Below are 25,608 nucleotides of genomic sequence, written 5' to 3'. Positions count from 1 at the left end.
GTATCGATGATAATGACATCATTGAGGCCGTATCAGGCATCGCAGAGAAGCATAGGGCTTATGGTTTTAGGAAGATATTTAAACGACTACGGCTCCTAGGGCATCAATGGAATCATAAACGTGTGTATCGCGTTTATTGTGGTTTGAAACTTAACTTACGACGAAAAGGCAAAAAACGCTTACCGTCACGTGAACCAGAGCCACTAGCCGTTCCAGTAAAGGCAAATGATTGCTGGTCAATGGATTTTATGAGCGACAACTTGTTTTCAGGAAAGTCGTTCAGAACTTTTAATGTGATTGATGACTACCATCGTGAAGCTTTAGCGATAGAAGTGGACTCAAGCTTACCTGCGCAACGAGTTATACGTGTACTGGATAGAATCGCAGCCTATCGCGGTTACCCAAAGCGTTTAAGGCAAGATAATGGTCCAGAGTTTATCTCACATGCACTTGCGATATGGGCTGAACAACACGGTATTAAGTTAGACTTTATTAAGCCAGGTAAGCCCACTCAAAATGCGTTTATTGAACGATTTAACCGGACTTATCGAAATGAAGTATTGGACTGTTATTTGTTCAACAGCTTGACTGAAGTAAGGGAAATCACGGATAGTTGGCTTGAAGAATATAATTATGATCGGCCACATGAATCACTGAACGATCTACCGCCCAAGATGTATGAGCGATTAAATGAGGAAAACTCTCTCAAAATATGATCGATATAAGGGAGGGTTACAATCGCTAATGCAATTCACTTCACAGACGCTACGGCTCTGCCCGAACCTGATTAATTACTGTGCCGCTTGCTCTAATTCGCGTAAATAGCGCATTAGAATTACTTTGGCAGCGTTTTTATCCGCATTATCTGAATAACCGCAGGACTGGCAAATAAACGCCGCCTGAGTTTTGCGATTATGCTTTTCAATATGACCACAGCAAGCACATTCTCGACTGGTATTTCGGGGATTTATCTCACCATAAATCCCTCCTTTCCATCGCATTTTATATTCAAGTTGACGACGGAGTTCGCCCCAGCATTGATCGAGAATCGACTTGTTCAGTCCAGATTTAGCGGCAACGTTCTTGCCGTGATTTTCGCTGTCACCTTTCGCTGATTTACTCATGTTCGCAACTTTCAAAGCTTCACAGATAACCATTGCGTGATTCTTGCTGATTTCGGTGGTGGCTTTATGTTGATAGTCGTTGCGAATGCTGGCAATGCGTTGATGCAACTTGTTTACTTTGTGATTTTGTTTTTTCCAGTTCTCAGAGCCTAAAACCTTTCGAGATAATTTGCGCTGCTCGACAGCTAACTTCTCTTGATAAGTCCTGAAAGAATGGACACCCTCAAAAACCCCCTCATTACCACAACAATCAGTGGATAAGGTCATGTTTTTGGCGATACCCATATCAATACCTGTCATTTCACCCTGTACGTGCGTTGGTAACTCAATATCAACCAAACACATGATAGAGATATGCCATTCTCCTACAGCGTTAAGCGACACGGTAGCGTTACGCAATTCACCAATTACAGGCTGGCTATTGCGATACTTAACCATACCCAAGCCATTAGGTAGTTTGACATGCCTATTCTGAATACTGATTTGCTTTTTGGGTGCAGGAAATAGCATTGTTGAGTGATGAGCCAGCTTTCGAGTTCGCCAGATGGGGAAGCCTCGCTTTCCTTTCGACCAGCCATCCAACGCTTTTACAAAATCTCGCTGGCGCTGCTGCAAACAATCCGTAAACGCATCATCCAACCACTCCCTATGATTAAGTTTTTTCCATGACGTTAATTGTTTGTTTAGAAAAGCTGAATTAGGGAAAGACTTTTTAAGTAACTTACGATCTTGATAAGACAAATCATTGAGATGTTTATAAAGTGCTTTTTTGTCTGTAATAGGGATCGACTTTTTAATGATGTTAAGCACATGCTCAAGGCTATCATTGAAAACGACGCGCCCACAACCAGCCATTTGAGCCAGTTTCTCAGCTTGCTCTGGCGTTGGTTCTAATTTGAACTTGTAGGCTTTTTCAATTTTCACTTAACTTCAACCTTAGTTTGGCTAATTCGCTGTCCACTTATCGCTTTTAACTTGCTCCCATTTTTATGGTCTATTTGAGTTACACTTGCATTTAATAAATAGTTAAACAATAAACTCAGTCAAAGTCTAATTATGGAATTAAGAAAAGGCAGGTGTTATGCGTTTGCGGAGCTTGTTCTTTTTGGAATGCTAGAAATGACAAGAGTCACTAAAATAGTGCCTCTATTACTCGCTACTTATGGTTAAATCTTTGTGTATCCAATAGATACACTATGATGCGTATCTAATTAATATACGGGAGCTAGCATGGCTATTAAAACTGCATCTATAAATATGCGAGTAAAGCCGTCTGTTCGTAATATCATTGATGCTGCGGCTAATTTACTAAAGGTTGACCGTTCTGTATTTATCCAACAAGCAGCACTTTATGAAGCTCACCAAGTTATTGCTTCACAAAGAGATTTTACTTTTGACAAACAAGCCTTTGCTGCATTTGAGCAAGCATTAGACGCTGAACCAGCCGTTGATAAAGGTATGGTAGAGTTGATGAATAGAAAATCACCTTGGGAATAACAGCACCTGAATTGCTTACAGAAACTCATGATTTATCTGATTTTGATTGTGGTAGACTGGAGCTAAATGACTGGCTAGTAAAAAAGGCACTAAAGAGCTATGACGCGATTAGAGGAAATCATCATAAGTCAGTCCATTAACAAATTAAATGTCGTTATCAGCCAAAAAACAACCAGTAACAGATCGAAATAGTTTACTGTCATATATTGGATTTGATCCGCAACGGAGTCGTGTCTCTGTTGAGTTTACCCTAACAGGATCCCTTCTGTTTTAGCGATTTCATGGATAGGCTGAATAGGTAAACTTAAATCATGATAAACAAGATCTATTTTTTGCTCACCGAGTAGATCTTGTAACGCTATTTTTAATAATATTCTTTTATGAAGCGGGTTGTCGATATCTTGCCGATCAATATCCCCTCCTCGCTTATTATCACAACGAGAACCGAATAACCACACTTTAGCAGTTGAAGAAAAATGTAATTTCACTGCATATACTATCGAAATTATCTCTCGTTCAATTAACCGCATTAACATCTCCTTCCAATGCAATACCAACAGAAGACAAATAGACTTTAAGATTAACTAAGATTAACAGTAGTTGATCAGCGTTAGCCCAAGCCAAATTGAGTGCTTCAGCCCGTTCTGTTTCAGACTCTGGATAGCCATGTGAAAATGCATTTCGCACTTCACGAAGTAATTTCCATTGATGGCTAGAGGTAAGGATCTCCCGTTTTTCCATCATATTGAGTACATCAATCATACTGACCGGCGATTCATCTTCTAATTTTAACAAATTACGAAACAATTTATGACCAAGACAATCTTGTAAATCCGCAAAGCGAACCCTAAATGCATCAATTTTATCCTGCAAGTCTTCATCGGCCGCTTTCAAGCTTTCCGCGGAATTTGCAAATAATGCAATATATTTAGATTCAACGGTTCCCATAAGTATCTTCAATAGACAAACAATAAATTAAGTTTACTGCTGCAAACAAGCATGTGCGACAAATACCAACGATGAAACCAAAAAAGGTAAACACACAACTACAGGATCGGCCTGTATGAAGTGGTCGATTTTCATTCAGAACAACTAGGTCATGTTGCTTTGTTAACGAACCAAGATCAGGCTCTTGTATCGATAGGCAAATACGTAAAGTTGCCTATACCGTTACTACTAAGCTTAAAATTATGAACCAGATATTGTTTCAATCAATGCTTTGATGTGAATACAATCTTATTCACATCACACATTGAGTTGAATAAACGCGCTAAATAAATCATAATCTGATTAGATGAATAAATAAACTAATCAAAGGGGCTAATTATGTGGATATGGCAACAGGACAGTTGGCCTGTTTTTACATGGAACCAAAAAATAATAGCACCTTTAGTAAGGCAAACTAGGCTAAACCAAGGTATTTTGTTAGGTAAAATGGCTAGTCAATGTAATGACCAAAATCAAAGTCTACTAGATACCCTGATTTCCAATATCGTTCATTCAAGTGCCATTGAAGGCGAGAAGTTAAATGCTTTTTCGGTTCGTTCATCTTTAGCTAATAAATTGGGGTTGTCAGAAGATAAGCCGTTTCCCACCACCATACAAACTGACGGTCTTGCTGAAATAATGCTAGATGCGATTGAAAACCTTAAGGAGCCCTTAAGTCAAGAGCGGATACTTCATTGGCATTCTTGCTTATTTCCTGATGGTTATACTTTATTAAATCCAATTATTGGAGGGCAACTTAGGGGGAGTCATCCAATGCAAGTGGTTTCGGGGCGAATAGATAAGCCAGTAATTCACTTTGAAGCCCCTGGAAGGGAAATACTCGATGTAGAATTAGACGCATTTATAACTTGGTTTAATGACTCTAAAGAAGATACGGCACTTGACCCGTTAATTAGAGCGGCAATATGCCATCTTTGGTTTGTCACCTTGCACCCTTTAGATGATGGGAACGGTCGAATTACACGCTTATTAACAGACTTAGCATTGGCGCAAGCTGAACAACAATCTGTCCGTTTTTATGCTATGTCAGTGGGTATATTAGCTAACCGAAAACGTTATTACGAGGTACTAGAAACAACTCAAAAAGGAGGTTTAGATATAACCCCTTGGTTGTCTTGGTTTCTTGAAATATTGAATGAAACGTTTGCAGATGTTCTCTGTGGAATAGATGAAACATTATTCAAAACCAATTATTGGCTTAGAATTGACCAAACTAAATTAACATCTGAGCAAGTCAAAGTGCTTAACCGAATGTTAGATGGAGATTTTGAAGATGGGATTAATACTAGTCAATATCACAAAGTTGCTAAGGTAAGTAAGGCAACTGCCACTAGACACTTATCGGCACTGGTCGATGGTGGGTGTCTAGTGAAGTCTGAGGCGGGTGGGCGAAGTACCAGATACTTGTTAGCTAGATAAGTATTCTATTCTCTTGGACGAAAGCAGCCAGTTCCTGGCGCTTGTAAGACCATATTGAAATTTCATCAGTTTCTAGCTCACTTTTGGACGTGCGATAGTTAGTTAGTGATTCTGCTAAATTAGCTTTTATTAATTTAACCGTAAACCCTCGCCCGGGCGGTGAGAAGCCACCTTAAACTTGCTTTCTTTGCTTGCTGACTAGCCATTACTTTTAAATAGTTATTGAGAGCTTCGGTGCCACAGTTGAATAGGTTTCTATCGTGATTACTTTTATCAAGAAGTACCGAATTCATCATTGAATTTTGCTCTCATAACGGCCAGATGCTGCTTTTAGTTTAGGGTTCAATGTTGCTGGGCGGTCTAACGCTTCCATTAACAACATAGCGTCAGCTTGGCTCAGTTTTAGAGCTTGTTCACGCTCGATTGCTTGTTTAGCTTTTTCAATCGCAACACTTAAAACAAATGAATTAATATTGGACATACCAGCAATAGCGGCAGCTTTGGTAAGTTAATCTTGAGTATCGACATCAACTCTAGCGGTGATGCGAGGCAAAATAGTAGCCATAATGTTATCTCTTGTTGTGTCAAAATGTCACATGGATTTTATTGGCTTAAAGTGTGCAATAAGCAACCGTTGTGTCACTTTGGCACAAGTTCTAATTATTATTTTCTATATTATTAACTCATTGGTTAAAAAGTTTTTCTACCGTCTTCATTGGTAGAAACATGCGAATGCGCCCATTATGTTCGCACAATACTTCAAAGCCAAATTTTGTATAGAATGCCTGTGCTGAATCTGTGAGGCAGTCTACGACAATAGCATATGCCCTCATATGGCGGTTAACCTCCCAAAGGTACTTCAGAGCACGGATTAAACTGACTTTCCCTAGCCCAGAGCCGTGAAATTCCTTATGCACAGCTAACTGAGCTAAAAAAAACACTGGAATGGGGTATCGAGGAAGTTTCTTTGCAAGTGGTGCAGGTAAGGTTTCTCGACTGATTGAGCTAGGTGCAACGCTATAAAATGCGCATATTGCAAACTTCTGATTAAGCAATGGCTGAGCACTAGGGAGAATCATAGTTCGACTAATACCTGCTTCCATATGCTTTGCTGCTTGAGTTTGGATAAATGTATTTAGCTCTTGCTCACCACAGTCGAATGCATTGCGGTCGTGATATGATTTATTGAGTTCTACGAACTCTTTGCCCCAGCTCACTTGATTCCGCTCTCATCTGTGAATTTTGCAGCTTCCAGTAAAGCTTGATTTGGTGCTTTTGCTTTGTCACAGGCAGCTATGAATACGTCAAAAACATTATCTTGAACCACGATACTTTCGTGCGCTTCAATTACGTGTGTTGCATCTTCGTCCATAAGCCTAACTACATATTCAGTTAAACTTTTCAGACCAAGCAATGCTGATGCCTTTTCAGCTTTTGCTTTTATCTCTTCATCAAGGCGGATATCTAAACGTGCTGTAGCCATAACTCCTCCAATGTACGGATATATTCCGTCATAACAGAGATTATAGTTCAAACATTGAACACATGCAATTTGTACGGAAAGATTACGGATTTTGAAAACCATAATGACTTCTGATGCGACACTGAGACGCATTAATTCGTTGGGAGCATAGTTCAGATAACTTTTAGTATGAAAAATGCATGTTAACGCGTGTTGATGCGCCGAATAAAGTGTGGTCTTGGGATATCACTTATTTGGCCTCGGCTATCAAAGGCCAGTTTTATTATCTTTATATGTTTGAAGACATTTATAGTCGAAAAATAGTTGGCTACGAAGTGCATTAAAAGGAGTGTGGCGAGCTGGCTGCCGAGTTGATGCAGCGCAATATGTTACGTGAACAGTGCTTCAACAAGCCACTGATACTTCACTCTGATAATGGCGCACCAATGAAATCGCTGACGATGAAAGCCAAACTTGAAGAGCTGGGTGTTACGGCTTCACTTAGTAGGCCCAGCGTAAGCAACGATAACCCTTACTCAGAAGCATTATTTAGAACGCTAAAATATCGAACACAATGGCTTTTGCTGCTTGAATTATTGTGTGGTTTTTATCGAGGACTAATTGGGCTGCTTCAAGTTTGAATTCAGCGCTAAATGTTCTTCTGCTTGTCGATCTCATGTGCTCACCTAAAGTTGTCTACGAGGCAATAATATCACCTCTATTTAGGTGGCCCAAATTAGTGTGCCACTACAACTACGGTTTACGGTTAGGTCAAGACAAAAAGTATATGCGGGCTAATACAGGAGAAGTTATGGGCTTATTTGCCTATGGTCACCCTTTCCTCGACGGAAATGGCCGTACAATGTTGTTAATTCATACTGAGTTGTGTCACCGAGCTAATTTCTCAGTAGAGTGGGAAAAAACGACGAAGTTTGATTATTTAACCGCCTTGAGCAAAGAGATTGAAAAGCCAAGAGATAAAGCTTTAAACACATATCTATCTCAGTTTATCGGTTCGCCTAGAAGTCGTGATTCATGGGGCGGCGCTATTAAAAGCATCCAAGGACTAGATGGTGCTGGTGAGACAAATAATGTTGATGGCGATTATTCTGACGAACAAGTATCTCGAGAGTATTCAGCGTATAAGTTGGAAAGAGAGCGTATAGAGTAGTTAATTTGCACCTCTAATACAGGGTACTAAGCTAAGCGACTTCCCATAACCCTGGTTGTTCATCACCTGCTAATTTAGCAGGGTACTAGCAAGGTTCTGTCCAAAAGTGAGTTTGAAAATGAACAAACTTAATTATCAGAAACTGACATTCGTCCTCAGATAAATTATCAAACAATAGCGGTATTACCGTTCAGGACAACCATAATTTTTATCAAACTTTATTATGGTCGTACAGCAATACAAGCATTAAACCATCAAAAATCGCCGTCGAACCATGGTTTAAAAATTATAAGTTTACCTATTGTGAACTATAAAAAGCACTGATATAGTTTACTAATAGTAAACGGGGCTCAAATGCACGCAATATCAAGAAATCCATTTGCCGATGCAATTAAGAAATACCCGAATGATGCAGTGGCTATTGAAAGCACTTATAACGTGCTAAATCGAGGTGATTTTAAGACACCACAGGAATTAATCGCGGTGTTCGGTTCCTTGGACAAATTTAAGTACAAGGATAAATGGTGGATTATCGACATAGGTGGCAACAATTTACGTATGCTGGCCTTTATCGAGTTCAGGCATAACCGAATTTATGTAAAGCATATTGTCACTCACAAAGAATACGATCTGCTGTGTAAGAAGTACCGAAAATAGGAGGCGAAAATGTTAGTTGTCGCAGAAGTCACTAAAATGGCTGGGGTAATTACATCCCAACTCCCTATACTAACTGGCATTTCATCTGCTTCGGAGCACATGCAGGCGCTGGCACTGATGGATGGGCTGATCGAGCAGTACGATGATAACCTGATCCTTATCGAAGCTCTGGGGAATGCCATTACCCGCTACGAAGATGAATCTGTAAGGTTTGAGGCATTCAACCACAGACAGGGGGAAATTGACACTGCTGTAGCCACGCTTAAGGTATTGATGGATCAATATGGGTTGAATACGACTGACTTTGAGAACGAGATTGGTAAAAAAAGCATGGTTTCTCAGGTGTTGGCAGGGAAAAAGAACCTGACCAGAGAACATATTATGAACCTTGCACATCGTTTCGGCGTCAGCCCGGCGGTCTTCTTCTAACATCTTCCTGCCCCAAAATCAGCTAAAGTCGTCGCTTCACACTCATAGCTGAATATTCATTTTCCGTACTTTTGCAAATGCCATCACGCCAGATTGTTAGGTGTGAATTGCAGTATAACGCAGCATCAACTCCTTGCTCATAACGGCCAGTTGAACTATTATTTGTACATTATTTTGTACTAATTGGAGTTTAGTATGAGCCGTATTCATTTCGATCAAGATATTCAGCCGTTGTCTGAGTTTCGCGCAGGTGTAGCTTCTTACATCAAACAAATCAATGAGACTCGCCGCCCATTGGTCATTACGCAACGTGGCAAAGGTGTTGCTGTTGTTCTCGACATTGCTGAATATGAAGCCATGCAAGAGAAGATCGAATTACTGGAAGAAATGCGCACAGCCGAAGCCCAATTAGCTTCTGGTCTTGGTATTTCCAATGATGATGCGCGTGCTCAAGTTCTGGGGCGCATTAAAAAGTGAAAGTAGTTTGGTCTCCATTAGCGCTTCAGAAGCTAAGCAATGCAGCAGAGTTCATCTCTTTGGATAATCCATCTGCGGCAGAAAAGTGGGTAAATGAAGTTTTTGATAAAACTGAACTGCTTGGAAGTATGCCTGAAATGGGGCGCTTTGTACCTGAAATGCCCCATACCAACTATCGCGAAATCATCTTTGGTCACTATCGTATTATCTACAGCTTAAGTCATGAAATCCGCGTACTAACAGTTCGTAATTGCCGTCAAATGCTGTCTGAAGATGACGTGTAAAACTGCGTTTTGATCTGCATCAGTGATACTGGACACTCGACTAAGCGAGTTGCCATATTTTAATTAATTCAAACTTTACTAAATTAGTAATAGTTCAACTCGGAATTGTCCAATAATGAGCCTGAAAATTACAAACTTTATTAAACATTCGTCCTCAGAGAAATTATCAAACTATTGCGTTTTTACGGCACATTACACTTCCCCCCTAAATCAGCTGACAAATTTGACTGGGGAACTAAAGTATCGACGGTTTAACTAAGCCTAATATTATTTCAATAAAATAGGATCAAAGGTATTAGTGCACTAAGCAAGATTGGCAAGCGTGGATCATCTAGATGCTTAATGCCGTTGAACAAACAGCCAAGTGGACCACCCATAAGATAGCCGCTGCCCGTGAGCTTATCGAGCACACCACTGAATATGTGCGCCAGCAGTTACCTAAGATTTATAGCCATGAGCTAGTACAAGTGATTTTTGAGCAGCTTTATTGCCGCATTCAAAATCTGGTCGAAAACGGCTTAGCAAAACGTCAAACTGCCTCTGTCTACTTAAAACAGCTATGCGATATTGGTGTGTTACAAGAAGTGCAATCGGGTAAAGAGAAGCTATTTGTTCACCCTAAATTTGTCACCTTAATGATCCAAGACAATAATCAGTTTAGCCCGTACTTTACGAATAGAAACTAAAACCCAATGTCACCAATAGCAAACAAACGATTAAATCAATGAATTTGAAATGTGCAGAAACTACATCCCGCTAAAACAAGCCAAAATCAGAAATTCAATCGAGCCTGTTGGAGTGATGATTTCAGGGAAGAGATTATTTTTGGCGCTGGTCAAAAAGTGTAATCAGCCCCTGCTAATGTGTAGAGCGTTAAAAATTCCCTAAATTTAAAATATGGTTCATAACAGCTTCAAAGTCACTATGTTCCCCTTCCAATAAAAGCGAAAGTGGCGTTTGACCGTTAAATAATGAGTGCTGATTTTTCATTGTCATGAAGCCGTAAACATTTTCTGGATTTGAAAAAACCTGTCTTAACCCGCCATGGATATTCAAAATGTAGCTTATACGTTTGACTTGATCTTGAGTTAAGTCATTTTGATTAGCGGCGCTCATGTCGTCTTTATTCTTAAAGCAAAGTAAGACTGATATTTGATTTTCATTACAGCCCCATTTACCAATAATCTTTAAGACCGCCTTGAGTCCAATTGTAAAATCTTTCTGTGTAAGCTCCATAAAAACACCCCACAATAAGCATTTAAAAAAATAACTTAATTACAAACCTAATCACTAAACATATAGAGTCATACTTGCTAAAAAAACAAAGAGTAGAAAAAACAACCATCACAGTTGATTTATACAGTAATTAACTGTACAAATAAACAGTAGTACAAATTAATGACTAAATAAACGCATCTATATATAGGGAAATTGGATGATTTAGGAAAATATCGTTATGCCAAAAACAAAAAAGTTGCCGCTAAACTCGCTTCAATTGCACCGCCATCCGAATCTGGTTACTTTACTATCAGGTGACAGGTTAACGCAGTCAAAACCTCCAAATATTCAATTTCTTTCAATTGAACAACTTCAGTGTGTGCTTGATTCATGTCCCATACCTGTATTGAAACACGAAAAAGAAGGACAGTATTTTATATTGGCAGTAATGCCTATTATTGAAAGTATTCTCAGCCATGATGCATCATTAAAGTTAAATGCATCGCTCATTATTTATGAGGAAGCTGAACCTATTATGTCTACTCTTGCGCTCATCAAGCCAGCATTGCTTATACCTGAATTCAAATATTTACCACAGCGATTGCACAGTCGACTAGGGAAAGCAAAATTACTTAACTTAGCCATACCTAACAAAAAGCAGCTTAGTCATTTAGCTCAAATATCTCCTTCTTGCATTAGAGAGTAAATAAACCTTGAGCAAAACTTAATTCATTAAACTGACTTTTTGGTCAAATATCGCTCACATTTCAAGAAATAATGATTAGTGTGCCCAAATTAGCCTCCTTATTTAACTTTTAAGCTGGATTATTTTGATATCGTAAAAAAAAATGAAGCAAGTGAGTGAGCGAGTCATGAACAATGAAGTCATAAAATCAAAAGAGCGATACAAAAATAGTGGGGCGCCATTTCCTAATGCTCAACTTTATGGGTTTAAGCTAATAGCAGCATTAATAAGGTTGAAAAAACGATACCCGCCATTACACAAAGAAACTGTAACGCCATTTGACCGAGCACTTTTTAACTTCTTATATCTATGGTTAACAGGATCACTAGTGTCATGTAAATCAATCAATGATATTCCAGATATCACCATAGTAAGTGGTAGCCAACCCTGTCAGCCAAATAGCCTAAGAAGCATCCGTAAGAGTGCTCCTTCTTGGATTGAATACGCTATCGCCGTTCCAACTAAACATGGCGTTAGTTGGCAATGGCAGCCGATCCCAAACGGATTGAACCATTGGTTCTCTGACGCAATAACAAAAACCAAGCAAACTGAGAAATGCTGGATAATGCAAAGAAAAGAGAAAGAAAAATTCTTATCCTTTATCAATGACAAATGGCGCACTCCTAAAGCATTAAAAGGAAAGTATCTGACTCGAAAGGATTTACTGTTTAACTACTTTAATAAAATGTCTCAATGTGATCCTAATCTGCCAACACCGGCAAAAGCAGTACTGCTTGGGGTCAATAAGTTACATCATTTTAGCGCTTCAAATTATCAAAGACGAGATAGCGAACAAATAAGATATGATATTTTCAAAGCCCAAACACACTACTTGGACCGACTACGTCAAGCCATCACAGAACCAGCATTAATAACATTATTTAGTGCCCCAAAACCGATTACTCATACAGATTCTCAGATAATTCACTATTCTGCTAAACAACAGGATTACCTATGCACCCCAGGAAGGATCCCTTCATTACATTATGATGTTTCAACAGCTTTGCGAACCTATATTCATACTCCACCGATTTATCTAGGTTCACTACGACAAGTCAAAGTTGACTCTGTACGTCGTTTTTTTCACGAACTTCATCTTCAGGGTCAAAAGCTTGAGCAACGTAAACATACTCAAGAAACCTTGCGAGAGCTCTATAACTTTAGAGTATTTGAACTCGCACTGTTGTTTATCGTATTGACAAGTACACGCCCCACACACGAAATCACATTTATGAAAGAGTATTGCTTTGATAAGCAGTCTGTCATCGTCTTTGATAAAGGGCGCTATCGCGCTATTTGGTTATGTGAATATTTTCGTCATGCATTATCACGCTACGAATTTTTACAGCAAAATTTGCGTCGTCATACATCAACCACATTTGACACGCCTTTGATGTGGTTTTTAGTTGATAACCATCTGACTGTAAAACCATTATCAGCAAAAAATTTGCGTCAATTTATGGCGAAATGGTGGGCTAAAGCTAATTCTGGAGACATTGCTGTGCCCTATCAATTACGCCACTTTTTTGCTCAGCACGCGTTAACATCGTCATCACCCACACTCACCTCGCAAGATATCGACAGACTGATGGGGCATGCTAATTGGGGCGAGCAACTGGGTAGTGACATGCTATTTCCCGTAGCCCAAAACAAACTGACTTCCTTTTTAAATAAAATCCCTGAGTATTTACATTTAGCAAAAATAGAAGGGGCTCATTATGGCTAAGGGAACACTAACAGCCCAGATTATTGTCAACTACCGTGTAGATCAAGGCATGGTTTGTGAACAAAGCAAAGATATTCAGTGGGTATGCGATATGCTTAACTCATTAAATATTAAGGAACGAGCTTTATCTCAACAGCAGCTTTTCGGGATCAATAAACACATTAGAAGCATTCCTACTGGTCGACAAAAAACATTATTAAAAGCACTTGATCAAGTCTTGTTTTACTTAAAAGAAATATGTAATTGGAGATTACCGGAAGTCAAAGAGCAAGTCTTTCGTGATGAGTCGATGATCTGGCTACTTGGTATTTCAAAAAAAAATCAACTGGCTGGTCAGTGTTTTTCCAAATATAAGTCGCAACGTGAATCTTTTATGAATGAGCGATGGCATAACTTAGGTTGGACATTACTCGTTCTGAACTTCGAAGTCGCCCCGCTTCACTTATCATACTGGCAAAAGATATTATCAACGCCGACTTCTATCGAGTTTTTCGAAGGACAATTTACACTCAAAGTGCCCCACTCTAAGCCTATTGCCTCATATGCTAATGAGAAAACGATGAGCTTTACCCGCTATCCACTGCCAGCTTTTCCCTTAAGGGTTTTGCAGGATTTTTACAAATCAACCGCTGAAAATGGCTTAACCATTAAGTCATTATTGGATGCGATTAATCAGTGGGTAGATGATAAACCCTATTACTTCGCACCTATGACATCATCAGAGTGGCTGCGCACATTTCAATCTTTTTGGCATCATCACTATGTTGTGCCGCCAGTATTATTGCAAGACTTGAGTGATCCTATGCGTCATGTTGCAACACTTGAACCCACAAAATCTCGCTTTGTTGATGCCATAAAGAAAAAGTCATTATTCATACCACCATTGAAGCAAACAAATTTCGTTGATAAAAATAAAGAACTCGACAATAGAGACGCACAATGGCCCCATAAAGCGCTCATAAAATTTTATAAACAATCGCCGAACAAGAAACATCTAAGGCCAGCTACGCCTGCTTGGGAACAAAAAAATGTCCTCCCAAAACTGTTCTTCCTCTTTACTGATGAACTATTTAATGAGGGTGGGGTTCAAAAGAAAATCCTGCCACCACAAAGTATCGACCGCTACACAAACTTTTATAAAAGTTTAAGTCCATTGAGTTTTGATGATGCCTGCGACTCAGATAAGTTGCATCTTTGGGCACATACTGAATTTGAGCGCTTAGATGATAAAACCACACCTTGGCATTTATATAATTTTCTTCGCAGTGCAGCGCATCAAGAGCTCACTGACCAGTTAGATTTAGGTCAATTTGAGCGCCCTGAACTCCCTTCTCTTGTTGATCCATTTTGCCTCAATGTTTCTCAAGTCCATAATGCTGTAGAGCTATTACTCTCGTCACAAAATGGTGATGCCATGCAACGGCTATTTGCCAGCATAGCGGTGATTCTTGGTTACTATGGGGCAATGCGAAGAGGTGAAGTGTTAAGACTGCTCCTTGGCCACATAACGGTAAACCCTCAAAACAAACAGCTTTTCAATATCGTGATAACAAATACTCCTGAGGGACGCACCAAAAACGGTAAGACAAGAATCGTCAGTGCATTTATGCCTGAATCAGCAGCCAAGCTTATTAGAGTATTACTAAAAATCAAAGCTGGCAGTGATGAAACTAAACCTTTTCTTGGGTTTCAACACGAATCTATGCATTTCCGTTCAAGTCATTACATTTACCCTGCAACTCAGGCGCTAAAAGCCCTTTTCGGCCCCCAGATACGTTTCCATCATTTACGACATGGCGGAGCAGAGTTACTTTACTTACAGGGATTGCATCTTGCGTATCAGCGTCAAGGTAGTCACCTATCCAGCATCCTTCAAGATGAAGCAACAGAAGCAATGCTGTGTAACGAAAGTTGCTTAACGCGATTTGATTTTTGGTTAGAAGGCCGACCACTTCACGAACTTAATGTAGGGTTATTGTTTGACATTATTTCAAAACAATTAGGCCACTCAAGCTATTCAACAACACGGCGCCATTACCTACATGGCATGGATAAGACTATTGAATTACTCAAACCAACTTATCGCCAATTCTCAAGAGCAGAACTGCGCTATTTAGTCGATATCCCCGTCGGTTCAAATGATATATCGCGAATTCTAAGCTCACTTCTCTCTTTCTCTGAGTATTCATTACTGTCCAACAAGGATAAAAAGCAGTTTCAACCCCAATTGGCAGAAAGCCAAATTCTAAAAAAAATGAAGCTGAGTCATTTGATGGGGGAAAATAGTATTGCGAGCAATAAACAGCCTCACACACATGGCAATGATGATTTTACATCTCTTTGGATAAGTTCATTGCCTAAAGACTTTGTCGACAAACATACATCTTCATTTCATTACTTTTGCGAAAAGTCATTTATATCACTGAATTCTGGAACCTTAGACTTCAACACCGTCAGTAATCAATGGCTGCAAATGGCACAAGGGCAATATTTCAACTTTACCAATAAAGAACTAACCGCACTAAAAGCACTAGGGTCTCCCAAAATTATTCTCCACAAACCAAAGACTAGCGCAAGGGCCGAAACGCTTAATCTTCATTTTGAGTGCCAATGCAATCAAAAAATATTGCAAGCTTTTAAGACACTGTGTCACGAAGGTGCATTAAAACGTTACAAAGCCATTTTTGTACTTGAACAAAACCGAAAAATTCTTAAAAGCAACAAGTTGAATATGGTTAAACAGCAATTCATGCGAAAAGGTGATGAGGTTAGCCGGCACATAATCCCTACGGGAAATACCCAATTAATCATCACGTTAGAGACCCTCATTCCGTCGACGCTGCTACAGCAAATACTAGAACAATATTTCACACATTTAACCTCACAAAAAGGATAACTTACTATGCCAAAATTAATTTTTAAGCCAGAACACCGACTTTCGATGAGTCATCTTTTAGAAAAAGTCATCAAGTCGGATGCTGAAGCCCGGATCTCATTCATTATCAATGATGAAACATGCAAAATAATTAACGGAACGGGTGATGACATTCAGATCATCAGCCTTAATTTAGAAAAATCTTGGCGATTAAAAAAGGGAGAATGGAGCCTATCAGCAAGCAGTTTCAAACAATGTTGGTATAATCAGCACGAGTACACTCACCCCAAATATGACGTTGAAATCGTTATCGAATACGCCTCAAAAAACACCTTCCCATATGTTGATACCTTGGTTAATGGCGAGTCACGTATTTATATTTATGCCCAAGAAGCCGTATCAGAACACCTGGATTTTCTGCAGCTTGCTGAACAAGCAAAACAGCACATAGTATCGACCTCCTCAATAAAATCGATTATCAAAGCAGCGGAAACACACACGCCTTTTGATGCTTTCGAAATTAATAAAGCACAATCAAAAATTCGTATTGAGCGTGACAATGAAATTATTCCATACGCGCTTCCCCAAACGTTAATCCCAGAATTCGACTTGCTATTAAATAAAGAAAGCGTCGAAAACTTGAGTCGTTTATGCGATTCAACTCACTCTGACACACTGTCTATCTATACCGATGATGAAAGGGCGATATTTAGTGATGGCAATCGAGTCGTATCAAGCTCATTACTTTCTTTAAGAGATTATGCTCATAAGAAGGAAACGTCTTATACCGTTGAGCAAAAGCTCGTGATCAACACCTATACCTTAAAAGAAGAGATTGAAATTTATCGCAATATGGCCATCGTAAAAAAAGCAAACGAAGCACTGTTATACATCGATAATACTAACGTGATGCTAGCCGGATTAACTAAGGAAACCGGTGGTAATCGATTTTTATCAGCGGAGCACATCAGTGAAACACCGCCTTCGGTTTACCGCATTAACTTAAGTGCGCTTGCAAAGGTAAAAGTTAAAGACGTCACAACAGCCAAAAAAATCAAGGTTCAAATGCTACTTGGTCAAGATGGTAAACGAAAATTGGGTTTCTATAACGATAAAGATTCAACGCATCCTTATGAAAGTGTTTATGATATTGAGCTTGCACCAGAGAAAATGGCCGAGGTGCTAGAAGCTAAAAAAACACTCGAAACAAAAATTAAAAACAATGGGGGTGGCAGTGAGCAACAGGGGGACATGTTAGGGTTTGATGATGTTTAAATTACCGGCTTATGGGTCGGTGTTAAGCATCCGTTGCTTCGAGCTCGCATTTCTAGTAAAAATTTTAACGTCGAAAGCTTAAATCATAAAGTACTGGACAAATAAACAGTATTGGTTATAGTGATAGATGTATATTTAACCAATAGCCTTTAATTAATGGCTATTGGGAGAATAGTCAAAATGAGAGTAAAAGTAAGCAAATAGGAAGTAAAAAGCAGAAAGTAATGGGTTAACTTGCGCGTTTTAAAAGCCCTGTTAACCTAAAGTAACTTTAAATGAAGCAGTTGGGGCAGAGTGGCTGCAACCACTCTACCCCGTACCGGCTGCGTTAGCTATTAACCGAGACCCAGCCGATGGCCAAATTCTAACGAATTCCATTGGTGAGGGACAGATCTATTTAACACTCTAAAACCAATGGAGACCACTATGGCTCATATTCGTATCCGCCCCAATGGACGCATTCAGTTCGACATGCATCTTTATGGTTGCCGTTTTCGTGAAGGCACCAAAGTGATGGCCACGCCTAAAAACATTACCCAAGCCAAAGCCATGCTCAAAAAAATGAATGCTGAGATTGATTTGGGCAGCTTTCAATATCGTGACTATTTTCCAAAAAGTAAAAAAGTCGCTAAATTTGAGCAACTGCAACGCGACAAACATCCTGATCGCGAGTACCCATTTTTTAATGACTTTGCCCATCAGTGGTTCGAGCGAAAAAATGGCGCTTGGAAAAACAGTTATGCTAGCACCATCCGCAACACACTCGATAAATACCTTATACCAGAATTTGGTAACACCCTCGTCAATGAAGTTACATTGTCACAAATTGATTATTTTCGACAAGACTTGATGGAAATAATGAAAGACAGTGATACACGTCAATTATCGAATCGCCGCATCAATTTCTTACTTTGGCCTGTCATCTCAATCATCAGTTTAGCCGCTGAAGAATGTAAATTTGAATACCCTCTAAGACGCTACAAGGCTTTAAAGGAAGAGAAAGCCGAGTCATACCCGATGACGATTGAAGAAGTCCGTAAATTCTTAGATAAGGTGCCGCAAGAATGGAAGGATTACTTTATTATCCGATTTTGGACTGGCATACGCAGCTGCGAGATACACGGCCTTGAATGGCAGCATATTGATTTTGAACACCGTTTAATTCGTATTCGCCAGAACTGGGTAAATGGTGAAGTGTGTGATGTTAAAACGCCTAAATCACGCCGAGACTTAAAGATGTGCGATACTATCTTTGAAGCTTTTAAACGAATTAAAGATTCAAGTGAGGCTGGTTATCCCCCCTATTCTGAGTTTGTGTTTACCGGCAAATCGGGGGCGCCACTGGATACCCACTATGTCAGTAAAGCCCTGTGGTACCCAACGTTAATTAAAGCAGGCCTTAAGCGCAGACGCGCTTACGAGACACGCCACACTGCAGCCGTGCTTCATATCGCTGCCCTTGAGAATCCGCTGTATATATCCCAAATGCTTGGTCACAGCGATACCCGCTTACTGTTTGATGTCTATGCCCCTTATGTCGCTAATGCTTCACGTACTGATGGAAATGCATTTGATACATTAATGCGCAATGAAGGTTTTCTATGACCCATAACACCATTACAACATCAACCCGCGCTTGTTCTATCTTCTCTTGATTGAAGGAACTCACTATATGGCTTAAGCAATTACTCAAAAAAACTGAATCTAATCTCAGTTTAGTGCCCTCTTTAACCAAAAGGAGGTGACGGCAGATGAATGCTAATTCGTTGGTTTATACTCAATCAACTTGAAGATGCAGGCTTGAGCAGCTGAAAATGTTCATTTATTCGAGACCAAAGAACCTGCAATCTCAGGGAAGAGTCACGGTGCAAAAACTCTCGATTGCTTCTCTGAATTTTCGTTTAGTTTTTTAAATAAACGTTGCTCCCACATTCATGACCATGTCAGCCTGAGCCGCATTTGGATTTTGAATATTTTCACCAAAACAGCAAAAGACTTTTCATGGTCTATATAGACTACTAATTGTACGATGCTATAGTAGTTAGTGTTGGAGAAAATTCTCTAACTATGCATAGCTACTCGAAATCGGGAAGTGAAGTTTATCTATCGTTCGAAACTATGTTTTGAAAGGATAGTCGCGCAATCCTCACAGCTATTAGAACCCTACAAATCATCATCTCGGTATGTTTTTGCGCCAGAACCGCCAGTTGCGCTTTCATAAGCGATGATTTGACCCTGTAAAAACTTATCTCTAGGTAAAACTAATAACTCCAGCCCAACCCCTCTTAGGGCTTTGCCTAAAACTAAAGCACTAGCTTTCGATTTATCTCCCTCAATCTCAGATAATGCCTTCCTTGTAATACCAACCATTTTGGCATACTGCTCTTGATTAGCGAATAGCATTTCAGTACGCAACCTCTGCAAAGCCTTACCCGTCGTGATCTGACTGGTAATAAGCTCAATGCAAATACTTTTCATAAGTTCATCTTTGACAGAGCTCGGCAATCTTTTACGCTTTGCAGCAAGTGGTAGCCGGCCATAACGATTATCTTGGGTTAATATTTTGGCCTTGTCTGTCATAGTAGTTTCCAGGTTTTGAATTTCTTCGCTAAATGTTCATAGCCCATACTTGGGAAAGTGAGAATAGACAGGGGGACACCTCGTTTTTCCAGCTTTTGCTTGAGTTCAACTAATTCTATTGCGGTTTTAGCCAATGCATCTAAAAGCCTTTTGGGCTCAATAAAATCTGCAAGACTATTGGCGATTTTAACAAAGTCGTATTGTCCACCTAATTCAAGTCCTTCTCCCCATATAAAAGTTCTTGATACCACTTCTGGATCGGCTTTCATGGGTGCGAAGTCGTAAATAGGCGCAAGGGATACATGGTTATCCTGCTTGATGAATGACGTATTACGACCGTGATTATCGGAATTACCAAAAGCAATATTAAGCAAGTCCCTGCGAACCCACTCAATAACAAACGCAGCTATTCCATCCTCTGCATCGAGAAACGTTGTTGTTACACTGTTATCGCTTTTTAAAGTAAACACGTCTATCAAAGCGCGGATCACCTCGCCATGCTCCATCATAGTAGCAGGAGCTATATCTAAGACAGAGTAAACTGACTCCATGCCAAGCAGTTGCTGTTTATTGTCTATTGTTACAACATCAAATCTTGGCAACCAAAGTGATGGACCTCGATTGCTTTCTATCAACCGCATTTCATCAGTGGGTATAGTATCGAAACCAAGGGCTTTAAGTTCATGATAGAAGTGAAACTCAGCCCTTAAAATATCATGGTCGATACTTGTGCTTCCTCTTGGAAATTTGACTAAGTAACGGGTGTCTAGATTGCTTGGATTATCCTGAAAGGTATCGATCCAAACTCTGTCGTATGGATCACAACGAAGAAGTAATTTAGGCGCCGCACCACCTGCACCAGACGCACCGCCAGCAGCAGCTCCATTGGCCTGTGCGTACTCGATAAAGTCGACTTCAAGCCTACAGACATCCTCAACACTAAACATTACCGGTATTGGGTTAGTAATATTGGCAGGTACCGACTCTTTCACCCTGATATTGCCTATCGGTGCGATAGTACCTTGAGATAACAAGATAAAATTTCTGGTTAGCTTATCTTTATCAAGCAAGCGTAGTGTGCGTAGCCAGTATTTACGACTTGAGCCTGCGGGCATAATGTCATCTAAAAAACGAAACCAACTTTTATTATTTCGATAGGGCATGGTGTCGTTTGGCAAAATGACGCTGGCTGCAGTTTCTGCAAACTCATTATAGTGTGCAAATACATGATCTGTTTCATAGTCCAGTCGACAAAAGCTTGAATCAAGGTGTTCTGCAAACTCGATAGTCGCAACATCATGCCACTCAAAAGCGTAGTTAATTTGAATCGTAATTGCCTTAGACATAATGCACCTATTTCGGTTCAATAAAGAGTATAAAACCAACTTATTGAAACAATATTAGCACATAATATATGTTACAACATCACTTATTGACACGATTTAATCTCAAAAATTCAAGAGCTAGTTAATCTACTTATTTGTGTGAGGAACAGGCAATTTCACCATTGGGAGATCAAAGCTAATGAGAATATGAAGCATAATAACTAAATTGCAGTTACACAGAATCTGTGACAGTCTCGTTAGGGCATCATTGTGACCGGGTTAATTTAGTTACAATGATTAAATCAGGTTAATTGAAATAAGTTGAGCTACGCTGCCGTAAGCTCACCATTAAACGTTAAACGCTGATTGTTTCATGGCTTGCTCGGCTCGGCTGATCCCTAGCCGCTTACCAACGGTTTGCCATTGCTTAACCGCCATTAATACTTCATCGTAAATTTGTGAGCTTACGTTTGGTTCGGGATGGGCTGAAATAAGAGGCCATCCTTTTTGTTCACAGGAATAGTCACTTCACTTTACTGCTACTAAATATCGAGCCGCAAGTTTTCTTGTATTTCATCTATCAGTGTTTTTGGTACATCCCATTCCTCAGCGAGTTGACGCCAAGTTGATACGTGCTCAATCGTTGCATCAATAATAATGTCGATCTTTTTCTTGTTAAAAATAGGGCTAAGTTTCTCTAAACTATAGAAATCACTTCGTGCAAAGTTATCTCTTTTACCATTCAAGCTCATCCAATGGCTGTTCACCCATTTACTGCCTGGTTTATAGCTATAAGCTAAATCATAAGATGGTGCGAGAGACCATTTGTCTTTTTTCAGAATAAAGGCAAAGTTCTTTGAGTGATCGTCATGATTTCGAGCAATGATATTGAACGTCATGCGCTTGAATAGCTGCTCAGCTTCAACAGCAGAAAGCTTCAATTGTCTGGCAATGCCAAATAATTCTGCGTAAGAAAATGACCCCGGCTTTTTATAATCAATGTGGGCAAGGCCGTTTAGCGTTTGTACGTGTACCTTGCTGTTTTTAATTCGATCAAACCGTTGTGTAATAAAGTGGCGTCGATTGCCTTCATGGAGTAAGCGGCATGGCATCATATCGACACCGCATTTGTTAGCCATTAAATGGTAAACAAACTCCATTGCTCCATAGCCTAATGGGTCACCGAAGGTTTCTTGATTTTTGTTATGTTCACTAACGCCGTCGAATTTCATCAAATAATGAGTAAAACCACTTGGCACTTTGGCTTGACCGGAGCGAACTTGAGTTAAATCTTCATTAAATGCTAATACGGCTTTCGGTCGTGCTCCTCCCGCACTCATGCCAACAGATAATAAAGACATCATTGCCTCTCTATCGTCTTGACCATTTTGTTTGAGTTCTACTCCAAAATTACCTCGTGAGTCTAAGATTTCTTGTGCAATTGAAACGAGCGATTGGATTTCTACATGTTGTGAAGCATTTAAACTTCGTAACTTTTTAACTGGCGCATACTCAAGAGCTCCCATGCCTCGCTTTCCCGTATATTGGAGGCGTTGCAGTGGTGTAATGTCACTAGGTGAACGACCTTGACCTGCAACCCATGCGTTGAGAACTGCGTTACCAAAATCATCAGGTAAGGAGTCAGCTATTAAACCTGGTAGTCCTTTAAATGTATTGAAATCAAGTTCGGGAAAGCTATAAATGCGATTCGATAATGGCATTTTGATCGGGGACAGCTCGACCCCCTTTTTTACGAAGCTAGGATCATATTCAAATGACCCAAGTCCCTTTTCAGTGTCAAAACTCACTGCGCCAACAACATCGTCTAGGTATGTTATTGTAATGACTTCCATTACCATTCTGGTGTTTCCTCATCTTTGTTTCTGCGCTGGCCAGAGGCTCTCTGCCTTTTCTTTCCTTGCAGTTTAGCCAGCTGTAAGGGAGATATTTCTTGTTTAGGGAGAAATAGATCAATCTGCTGTGTGAGGTCTAATGCCATTAATATAGCAATCATAATGTCGAGCTGAACTTTTCCCTTTTCTGCATTCAAAACCGTTTTGCGGGCAATGCCAGCAAGCTGTGCAACTTCAGATTGTGTTAGGTCTCGATTTAGTCGAGCTTGCTTCAATCTCTCGCCGATCTCTTCTGCTAATGCTGTAGCTGTCACACTTTTCACTGTAAAGCCCCATTTTGGTTACACTATGAGAGTTATCCTACTTAATGTACATAATTTAGGACTTTAAGATAACATTGTCAAATAGTGCTTTCAGTGTCCTTTTTTGGTTATTTTAAGTGACATTTAATCTGCTAGCGTAACCATTTGAGGACTTTATGTGATTGTGGGAGGCCCCTTCCAGAGGGGCTGGTTGATAGTGAGCTTACGGCAGCATGGCGTGACATAGGTAATAAAGCAAAAATCTGGTTTCTTAAATTTCAGGCACGGCAATACTTAGGCCACGGGCCCAAGCATTGCTTCATAATGAGCGGTTTATTATTGGTATTGGTCGAGATAATTCCAAGGTAGGTATTTTTCAGGATGCTTTTTTGCATCATCCGCATCACGTTGCAGTCGCGTAAAATAATCAAATACATTGATACCTGCTTCATTGCCTGTTGCGATCATCGACGTGATAACATCGCCAATGTTCGCACCGAGTAAGGTTTTACGAAACATCGCATTTTTTCTATCTCGCACCACTATTTTTAACATCGATTCAATGCGAGCCTCCGGACACGGCTAAAGAATTGCTATTGTTGAACTTCAGGTCGATAGAAAGCGACTCGATTATCGGCGTTGCATTGGGCAGTGAAATAAAGTGAGTGGGGGCATCTGTTGATGAGTTGGTGTTAAGCCAAGTATTGAATTGCTCATGACTAATACGCAACTTTTTGACAATGGTTGTTTTTGAATAATGCGGTAAAAGAGCGTAAGCGCGTCTAGCCAAAGACACCTAACAATCTTTCTTTGTAGGCTCGTTTCATATAAGTTATTTTACAGAAAATATTTTCCCTTGAAAATACCGCTTCGCGGTATGCTCTTGTATCCCCGCCCTCATCGGAGCGAGGCTTTACGAGCTAAAACGGTAAACACACAACTACAGGATCGGCCTGTATGAAGGTAAACGTCTCCACGATTAATTGGAGATAAGCATTCTTAGTGGGCAGTCATTATGTCTAGTTGCCTTATCAATATCGCATGTTCAATTTACTGTACAAGTAAAGAGGTGATGACTATACTTGTTCCATTAAATGTACATGTGGAGGTTCTTATGAGAATCGTATCTTTTACTGAAGCTAGAAATGGTCTCAAAGCTGTTTTAGACGGTGTAGTTAATGATGCTGATACAACAGTTATTACACGCCGTGATTCTGAGGATGCTGTGGTTATGTCTTTAGACTACTACAATAGCCTTATGGAGACCGTCCATTTACTACGCTCTCCTCAAAACGCTGAACACCTAAACCGTTCGATAGCACAGTACCGTGCTGGTAAAGCAACAGCACGAGAGTTAATTGATGAGTAGTAGTCAACGTTTATTGTCGTGGACTGATGACGCTTGGGATGACTACCTGTATTGGCAAACTCAAGACAAGAAAACACTCAAGCGCATCAATAAACTCATCAATGATGTTAAGCGTTCTCCATTTGAGGGCATCGGTAAACCAGAGCCGTTAAAAGAGAACTTATCTGGTTTTTGGTCTCGTCGTATTGATGATACTAATAGGCTTGTTTATGCAGTCGATGATCAAGCGATATCGATAATTTCATGTCGTTACCACTACTAAATCAGGTTCAGCGATCTGGCATCTAACGAATAAGGATATGCCGTGCGCAGCCGCGTTCTTATCCCTAGTCACTCCCGATTAAGATTCATAAGCCCGAGTGATACCTTTATAGTGTAAATATAGGCGTAAGATCTTACGCATTTTAGATTTGTGCAGAGCAGTTACATTTTATACTAGCCGCATCTATCCCTTTAATTGATTTTTAAATTATGGATGGCATTTTTTTGTTCCGCTTCGCTTCACAGGGTAATCTCCCCATTTTTAGGGGGGATTACCTCGTAGCCTCAAGTTTGATTCAAACGTTATCTTGGAAAGACCGAAATGCTAAAAAGATTACTACAGCTGAAAGTGGTGTCATGGAAGATGTTTTATTAAGACTTATCCCGTTGATTGGAGCTGAGTCTCTATTTGAAGAATAACGAGGGGAAATAAACGTAAACGCTCAAGTTTATTCTGCTTCACCAGTTCATTGAGCGTTTACAAAACATTAACTACACCAATAAAATATCAACAAAAATTCATGGTTGCAGAAAAGCATCCAGTTTTGATA

28 protein-coding genes and 5 pseudogenes are annotated in these 25,608 nt (G+C 39.9%); 19 read left to right on the top strand and 14 right to left on the bottom strand.

Annotated features, from left to right (window positions below; translation table 11 throughout):
* Nucleotides 1–716 (top strand): IS3 family transposase (locus tag NE535_RS14540; protein WP_261299335.1); only part of this gene is annotated, 716 nt, incomplete at its 5' end.
* Between the two features lie 75 nt (nt 717–791).
* Here NE535_RS14540 and NE535_RS14535 read toward each other — a convergent pair.
* A complete protein-coding gene (locus NE535_RS14535) occupies nt 792–2,048 on the bottom strand; it encodes an RNA-guided endonuclease InsQ/TnpB family protein (protein WP_261299334.1) in 1,257 nt (418 codons plus the stop codon).
* A gap of 306 nt (nt 2,049–2,354) precedes the next feature.
* Here NE535_RS14535 and NE535_RS14530 point away from each other — a divergent pair, with 306 nt between their 5' ends.
* Complete coding sequence (locus NE535_RS14530; protein WP_261299333.1) at nt 2,355–2,621, top strand: type II toxin-antitoxin system TacA family antitoxin; 267 nt, start codon at nt 2,355–2,357, stop codon at nt 2,619–2,621.
* A 245-nt stretch (nt 2,622–2,866) separates the two neighbouring features.
* Here NE535_RS14530 and NE535_RS14525 read toward each other — a convergent pair whose 3' ends face one another.
* Both NE535_RS14525 and NE535_RS14520 read right to left on the bottom strand, forming a co-directional pair.
* On the bottom strand, nt 2,867–3,151 hold the full coding sequence (locus NE535_RS14525; protein ID WP_261299332.1) for a hypothetical protein: 285 nt from the start codon (nt 3,149–3,151) through the stop codon (nt 2,867–2,869).
* A complete protein-coding gene (locus NE535_RS14520) occupies nt 3,138–3,569 on the bottom strand; it encodes a hypothetical protein (RefSeq protein ID WP_261299331.1) in 432 nt (143 codons plus the stop codon). The genes NE535_RS14525 and NE535_RS14520 overlap by 14 nt, the downstream gene beginning before the upstream one ends.
* A 378-nt stretch (nt 3,570–3,947) precedes the next feature.
* On the opposite strand from NE535_RS14520, the gene NE535_RS14515 reads away from it, so the two are divergent.
* On the top strand, nt 3,948–5,048 hold the full coding sequence (locus tag NE535_RS14515) for a Fic family protein (protein ID WP_261299330.1): 1,101 nt from the start codon (nt 3,948–3,950) through the stop codon (nt 5,046–5,048).
* A gap of 170 nt (nt 5,049–5,218) precedes the next feature.
* Here NE535_RS14515 and NE535_RS14510 read toward each other — a convergent pair.
* The 4 genes and pseudogenes from NE535_RS14510 to NE535_RS14495 all read right to left on the bottom strand — a co-directional run.
* Nucleotides 5,219–5,344, bottom strand: a pseudogene (locus NE535_RS14510) (GNAT family N-acetyltransferase); the annotation flags it as partial.
* Nucleotides 5,341–5,613: pseudogene (locus tag NE535_RS14505) on the bottom strand (type II toxin-antitoxin system TacA family antitoxin). The pseudogenes NE535_RS14505 and NE535_RS14510, both read right to left, overlap by 4 nt.
* A gap of 118 nt (nt 5,614–5,731) precedes the next feature.
* Entirely contained in the window at nt 5,732–6,265 is a 534-nt protein-coding gene (locus NE535_RS14500; protein WP_261299329.1) for a GNAT family N-acetyltransferase, read from the bottom strand.
* Complete coding sequence (locus tag NE535_RS14495; protein ID WP_261299328.1) at nt 6,262–6,531, bottom strand: type II toxin-antitoxin system TacA family antitoxin; 270 nt, start codon at nt 6,529–6,531, stop codon at nt 6,262–6,264. Before NE535_RS14495 ends, NE535_RS14500 begins: the two co-directional genes overlap by 4 nt.
* Nucleotides 6,532–6,728: 197 nt before the next feature.
* Here NE535_RS14495 and NE535_RS14490 point away from each other — a divergent pair.
* Nucleotides 6,729–7,088, top strand: a pseudogene (locus tag NE535_RS14490) (transposase); the annotation flags it as partial.
* Here the strand turns inward: NE535_RS14490 and NE535_RS14485 are convergent.
* Nucleotides 7,060–7,188 (bottom strand): hypothetical protein, encoded by a 129-nt coding sequence (locus NE535_RS14485; RefSeq protein ID WP_425347466.1) that lies wholly within the window; start codon nt 7,186–7,188, stop codon nt 7,060–7,062. The pseudogene NE535_RS14490 and the gene NE535_RS14485 sit on opposite strands and share 29 nt — an antisense overlap.
* A 109-nt stretch (nt 7,189–7,297) precedes the next feature.
* Here NE535_RS14485 and NE535_RS14480 point away from each other — a divergent pair, with 109 nt between their 5' ends.
* From NE535_RS14480 to NE535_RS14450, 7 genes and pseudogenes are all read left to right on the top strand, one after another.
* The gene (locus tag NE535_RS14480; protein WP_261299327.1) at nt 7,298–7,681 is read left to right on the top strand and encodes a Fic family protein; all 384 of its coding nucleotides are present in this window, start codon (nt 7,298–7,300) and stop codon (nt 7,679–7,681) included.
* A 354-nt stretch (nt 7,682–8,035) separates the two neighbouring features.
* Nucleotides 8,036–8,338: a type II toxin-antitoxin system HigB family toxin gene (locus tag NE535_RS14475; protein WP_261299326.1), complete on the top strand. Its 303-nt coding sequence runs from the start codon at nt 8,036–8,038 to the stop codon at nt 8,336–8,338.
* 9 nt (nt 8,339–8,347) lie between these two features.
* Nucleotides 8,348–8,767 (top strand): helix-turn-helix domain-containing protein, encoded by a 420-nt coding sequence (locus NE535_RS14470; RefSeq protein WP_261299325.1) that lies wholly within the window; start codon nt 8,348–8,350, stop codon nt 8,765–8,767.
* Nucleotides 8,768–8,962: 195 nt separating this feature from the next.
* On the top strand, nt 8,963–9,244 hold the full coding sequence (locus NE535_RS14465) for a type II toxin-antitoxin system Phd/YefM family antitoxin (protein WP_261299324.1): 282 nt from the start codon (nt 8,963–8,965) through the stop codon (nt 9,242–9,244).
* Entirely contained in the window at nt 9,241–9,528 is a 288-nt protein-coding gene (locus tag NE535_RS14460; RefSeq protein WP_261299323.1) for a type II toxin-antitoxin system RelE/ParE family toxin, read from the top strand. Before NE535_RS14465 ends, NE535_RS14460 begins: the two co-directional genes overlap by 4 nt.
* Before the next feature lie 308 nt (nt 9,529–9,836).
* A pseudogene (locus NE535_RS14455) lies at nt 9,837–10,214 on the top strand (Fic family protein); the annotation flags it as partial.
* A 48-nt stretch (nt 10,215–10,262) separates the two neighbouring features.
* Nucleotides 10,263–10,376, top strand: a pseudogene (locus tag NE535_RS14450) (ISAs1-like element ISSpu13 family transposase); the annotation flags it as partial.
* A gap of 25 nt (nt 10,377–10,401) precedes the next feature.
* Here NE535_RS14450 and NE535_RS14445 read toward each other — a convergent pair.
* Nucleotides 10,402–10,764 (bottom strand): MbcA/ParS/Xre antitoxin family protein, encoded by a 363-nt coding sequence (locus NE535_RS14445; RefSeq protein WP_261299322.1) that lies wholly within the window; start codon nt 10,762–10,764, stop codon nt 10,402–10,404.
* A gap of 220 nt (nt 10,765–10,984) precedes the next feature.
* On the opposite strand from NE535_RS14445, the gene NE535_RS14440 reads away from it, so the two are divergent.
* From NE535_RS14440 to NE535_RS14420, 5 genes are all read left to right on the top strand, one after another.
* Nucleotides 10,985–11,452, top strand: a complete 468-nt coding sequence (locus tag NE535_RS14440; RefSeq protein WP_261299321.1) for a hypothetical protein — start codon at nt 10,985–10,987, stop codon at nt 11,450–11,452.
* 367 nt (nt 11,453–11,819) lie between these two features.
* Complete coding sequence (locus NE535_RS14435; RefSeq protein WP_261299320.1) at nt 11,820–13,217, top strand: hypothetical protein; 1,398 nt, start codon at nt 11,820–11,822, stop codon at nt 13,215–13,217.
* A complete protein-coding gene (locus NE535_RS14430) occupies nt 13,210–16,113 on the top strand; it encodes a site-specific integrase (RefSeq protein WP_261299319.1) in 2,904 nt (967 codons plus the stop codon). The genes NE535_RS14435 and NE535_RS14430 overlap by 8 nt, the downstream gene beginning before the upstream one ends.
* A 6-nt stretch (nt 16,114–16,119) precedes the next feature.
* Nucleotides 16,120–17,367 (top strand): hypothetical protein, encoded by a 1,248-nt coding sequence (locus tag NE535_RS14425; protein WP_261299318.1) that lies wholly within the window; start codon nt 16,120–16,122, stop codon nt 17,365–17,367.
* 426 nt (nt 17,368–17,793) lie between these two features.
* Nucleotides 17,794–18,972: a site-specific integrase gene (locus NE535_RS14420; RefSeq protein ID WP_261299317.1), complete on the top strand. Its 1,179-nt coding sequence runs from the start codon at nt 17,794–17,796 to the stop codon at nt 18,970–18,972.
* A 558-nt stretch (nt 18,973–19,530) separates the two neighbouring features.
* Here the strand turns inward: NE535_RS14420 and NE535_RS14415 are convergent.
* From NE535_RS14415 to NE535_RS14395, 5 genes are all read right to left on the bottom strand, one after another.
* A complete protein-coding gene (locus tag NE535_RS14415) occupies nt 19,531–19,947 on the bottom strand; it encodes a helix-turn-helix domain-containing protein (RefSeq protein WP_261299316.1) in 417 nt (138 codons plus the stop codon).
* Entirely contained in the window at nt 19,944–21,293 is a 1,350-nt protein-coding gene (locus NE535_RS14410) for a type II toxin-antitoxin system HipA family toxin (protein ID WP_261299315.1), read from the bottom strand. The genes NE535_RS14415 and NE535_RS14410 overlap by 4 nt, the downstream gene beginning before the upstream one ends.
* 521 nt (nt 21,294–21,814) lie before the next feature.
* Nucleotides 21,815–23,125, bottom strand: a complete 1,311-nt coding sequence (locus tag NE535_RS14405) for a type II toxin-antitoxin system HipA family toxin (protein WP_342454531.1) — start codon at nt 23,123–23,125, stop codon at nt 21,815–21,817.
* The gene (locus NE535_RS14400) at nt 23,125–23,448 is read right to left on the bottom strand and encodes a helix-turn-helix transcriptional regulator (protein WP_261299313.1); all 324 of its coding nucleotides are present in this window, start codon (nt 23,446–23,448) and stop codon (nt 23,125–23,127) included. The genes NE535_RS14405 and NE535_RS14400 overlap by 1 nt, the downstream gene beginning before the upstream one ends.
* 315 nt (nt 23,449–23,763) lie before the next feature.
* Nucleotides 23,764–23,982, bottom strand: coding sequence for a hypothetical protein (locus NE535_RS14395; protein WP_261299312.1), 219 nt, complete (start codon nt 23,980–23,982; stop codon nt 23,764–23,766).
* 559 nt (nt 23,983–24,541) lie between these two features.
* Between NE535_RS14395 and NE535_RS14390 the strand changes: the two genes are divergently transcribed.
* From NE535_RS14390 to NE535_RS14380, 3 genes are all read left to right on the top strand, one after another.
* On the top strand, nt 24,542–24,796 hold the full coding sequence (locus NE535_RS14390; RefSeq protein ID WP_261299311.1) for a type II toxin-antitoxin system Phd/YefM family antitoxin: 255 nt from the start codon (nt 24,542–24,544) through the stop codon (nt 24,794–24,796).
* Nucleotides 24,789–25,058, top strand: coding sequence for a Txe/YoeB family addiction module toxin (locus NE535_RS14385; RefSeq protein WP_261299310.1), 270 nt, complete (start codon nt 24,789–24,791; stop codon nt 25,056–25,058). The genes NE535_RS14390 and NE535_RS14385 overlap by 8 nt, the downstream gene beginning before the upstream one ends.
* Nucleotides 25,059–25,282: 224 nt before the next feature.
* Nucleotides 25,283–25,477 (top strand): hypothetical protein, encoded by a 195-nt coding sequence (locus NE535_RS14380; RefSeq protein WP_261299309.1) that lies wholly within the window; start codon nt 25,283–25,285, stop codon nt 25,475–25,477.
* The last annotated feature ends 131 nt before the right edge of the window (nt 25,478–25,608 follow it).

Source organism: Shewanella holmiensis, assembly GCF_025370255.1.
Lineage (GTDB): Bacteria > Pseudomonadota > Gammaproteobacteria > Enterobacterales > Shewanellaceae > Shewanella > Shewanella holmiensis.
The sequence above is the reverse complement of the archived record's forward strand: the minus strand, read 5'-3'. Positions and strand labels throughout refer to the sequence as shown.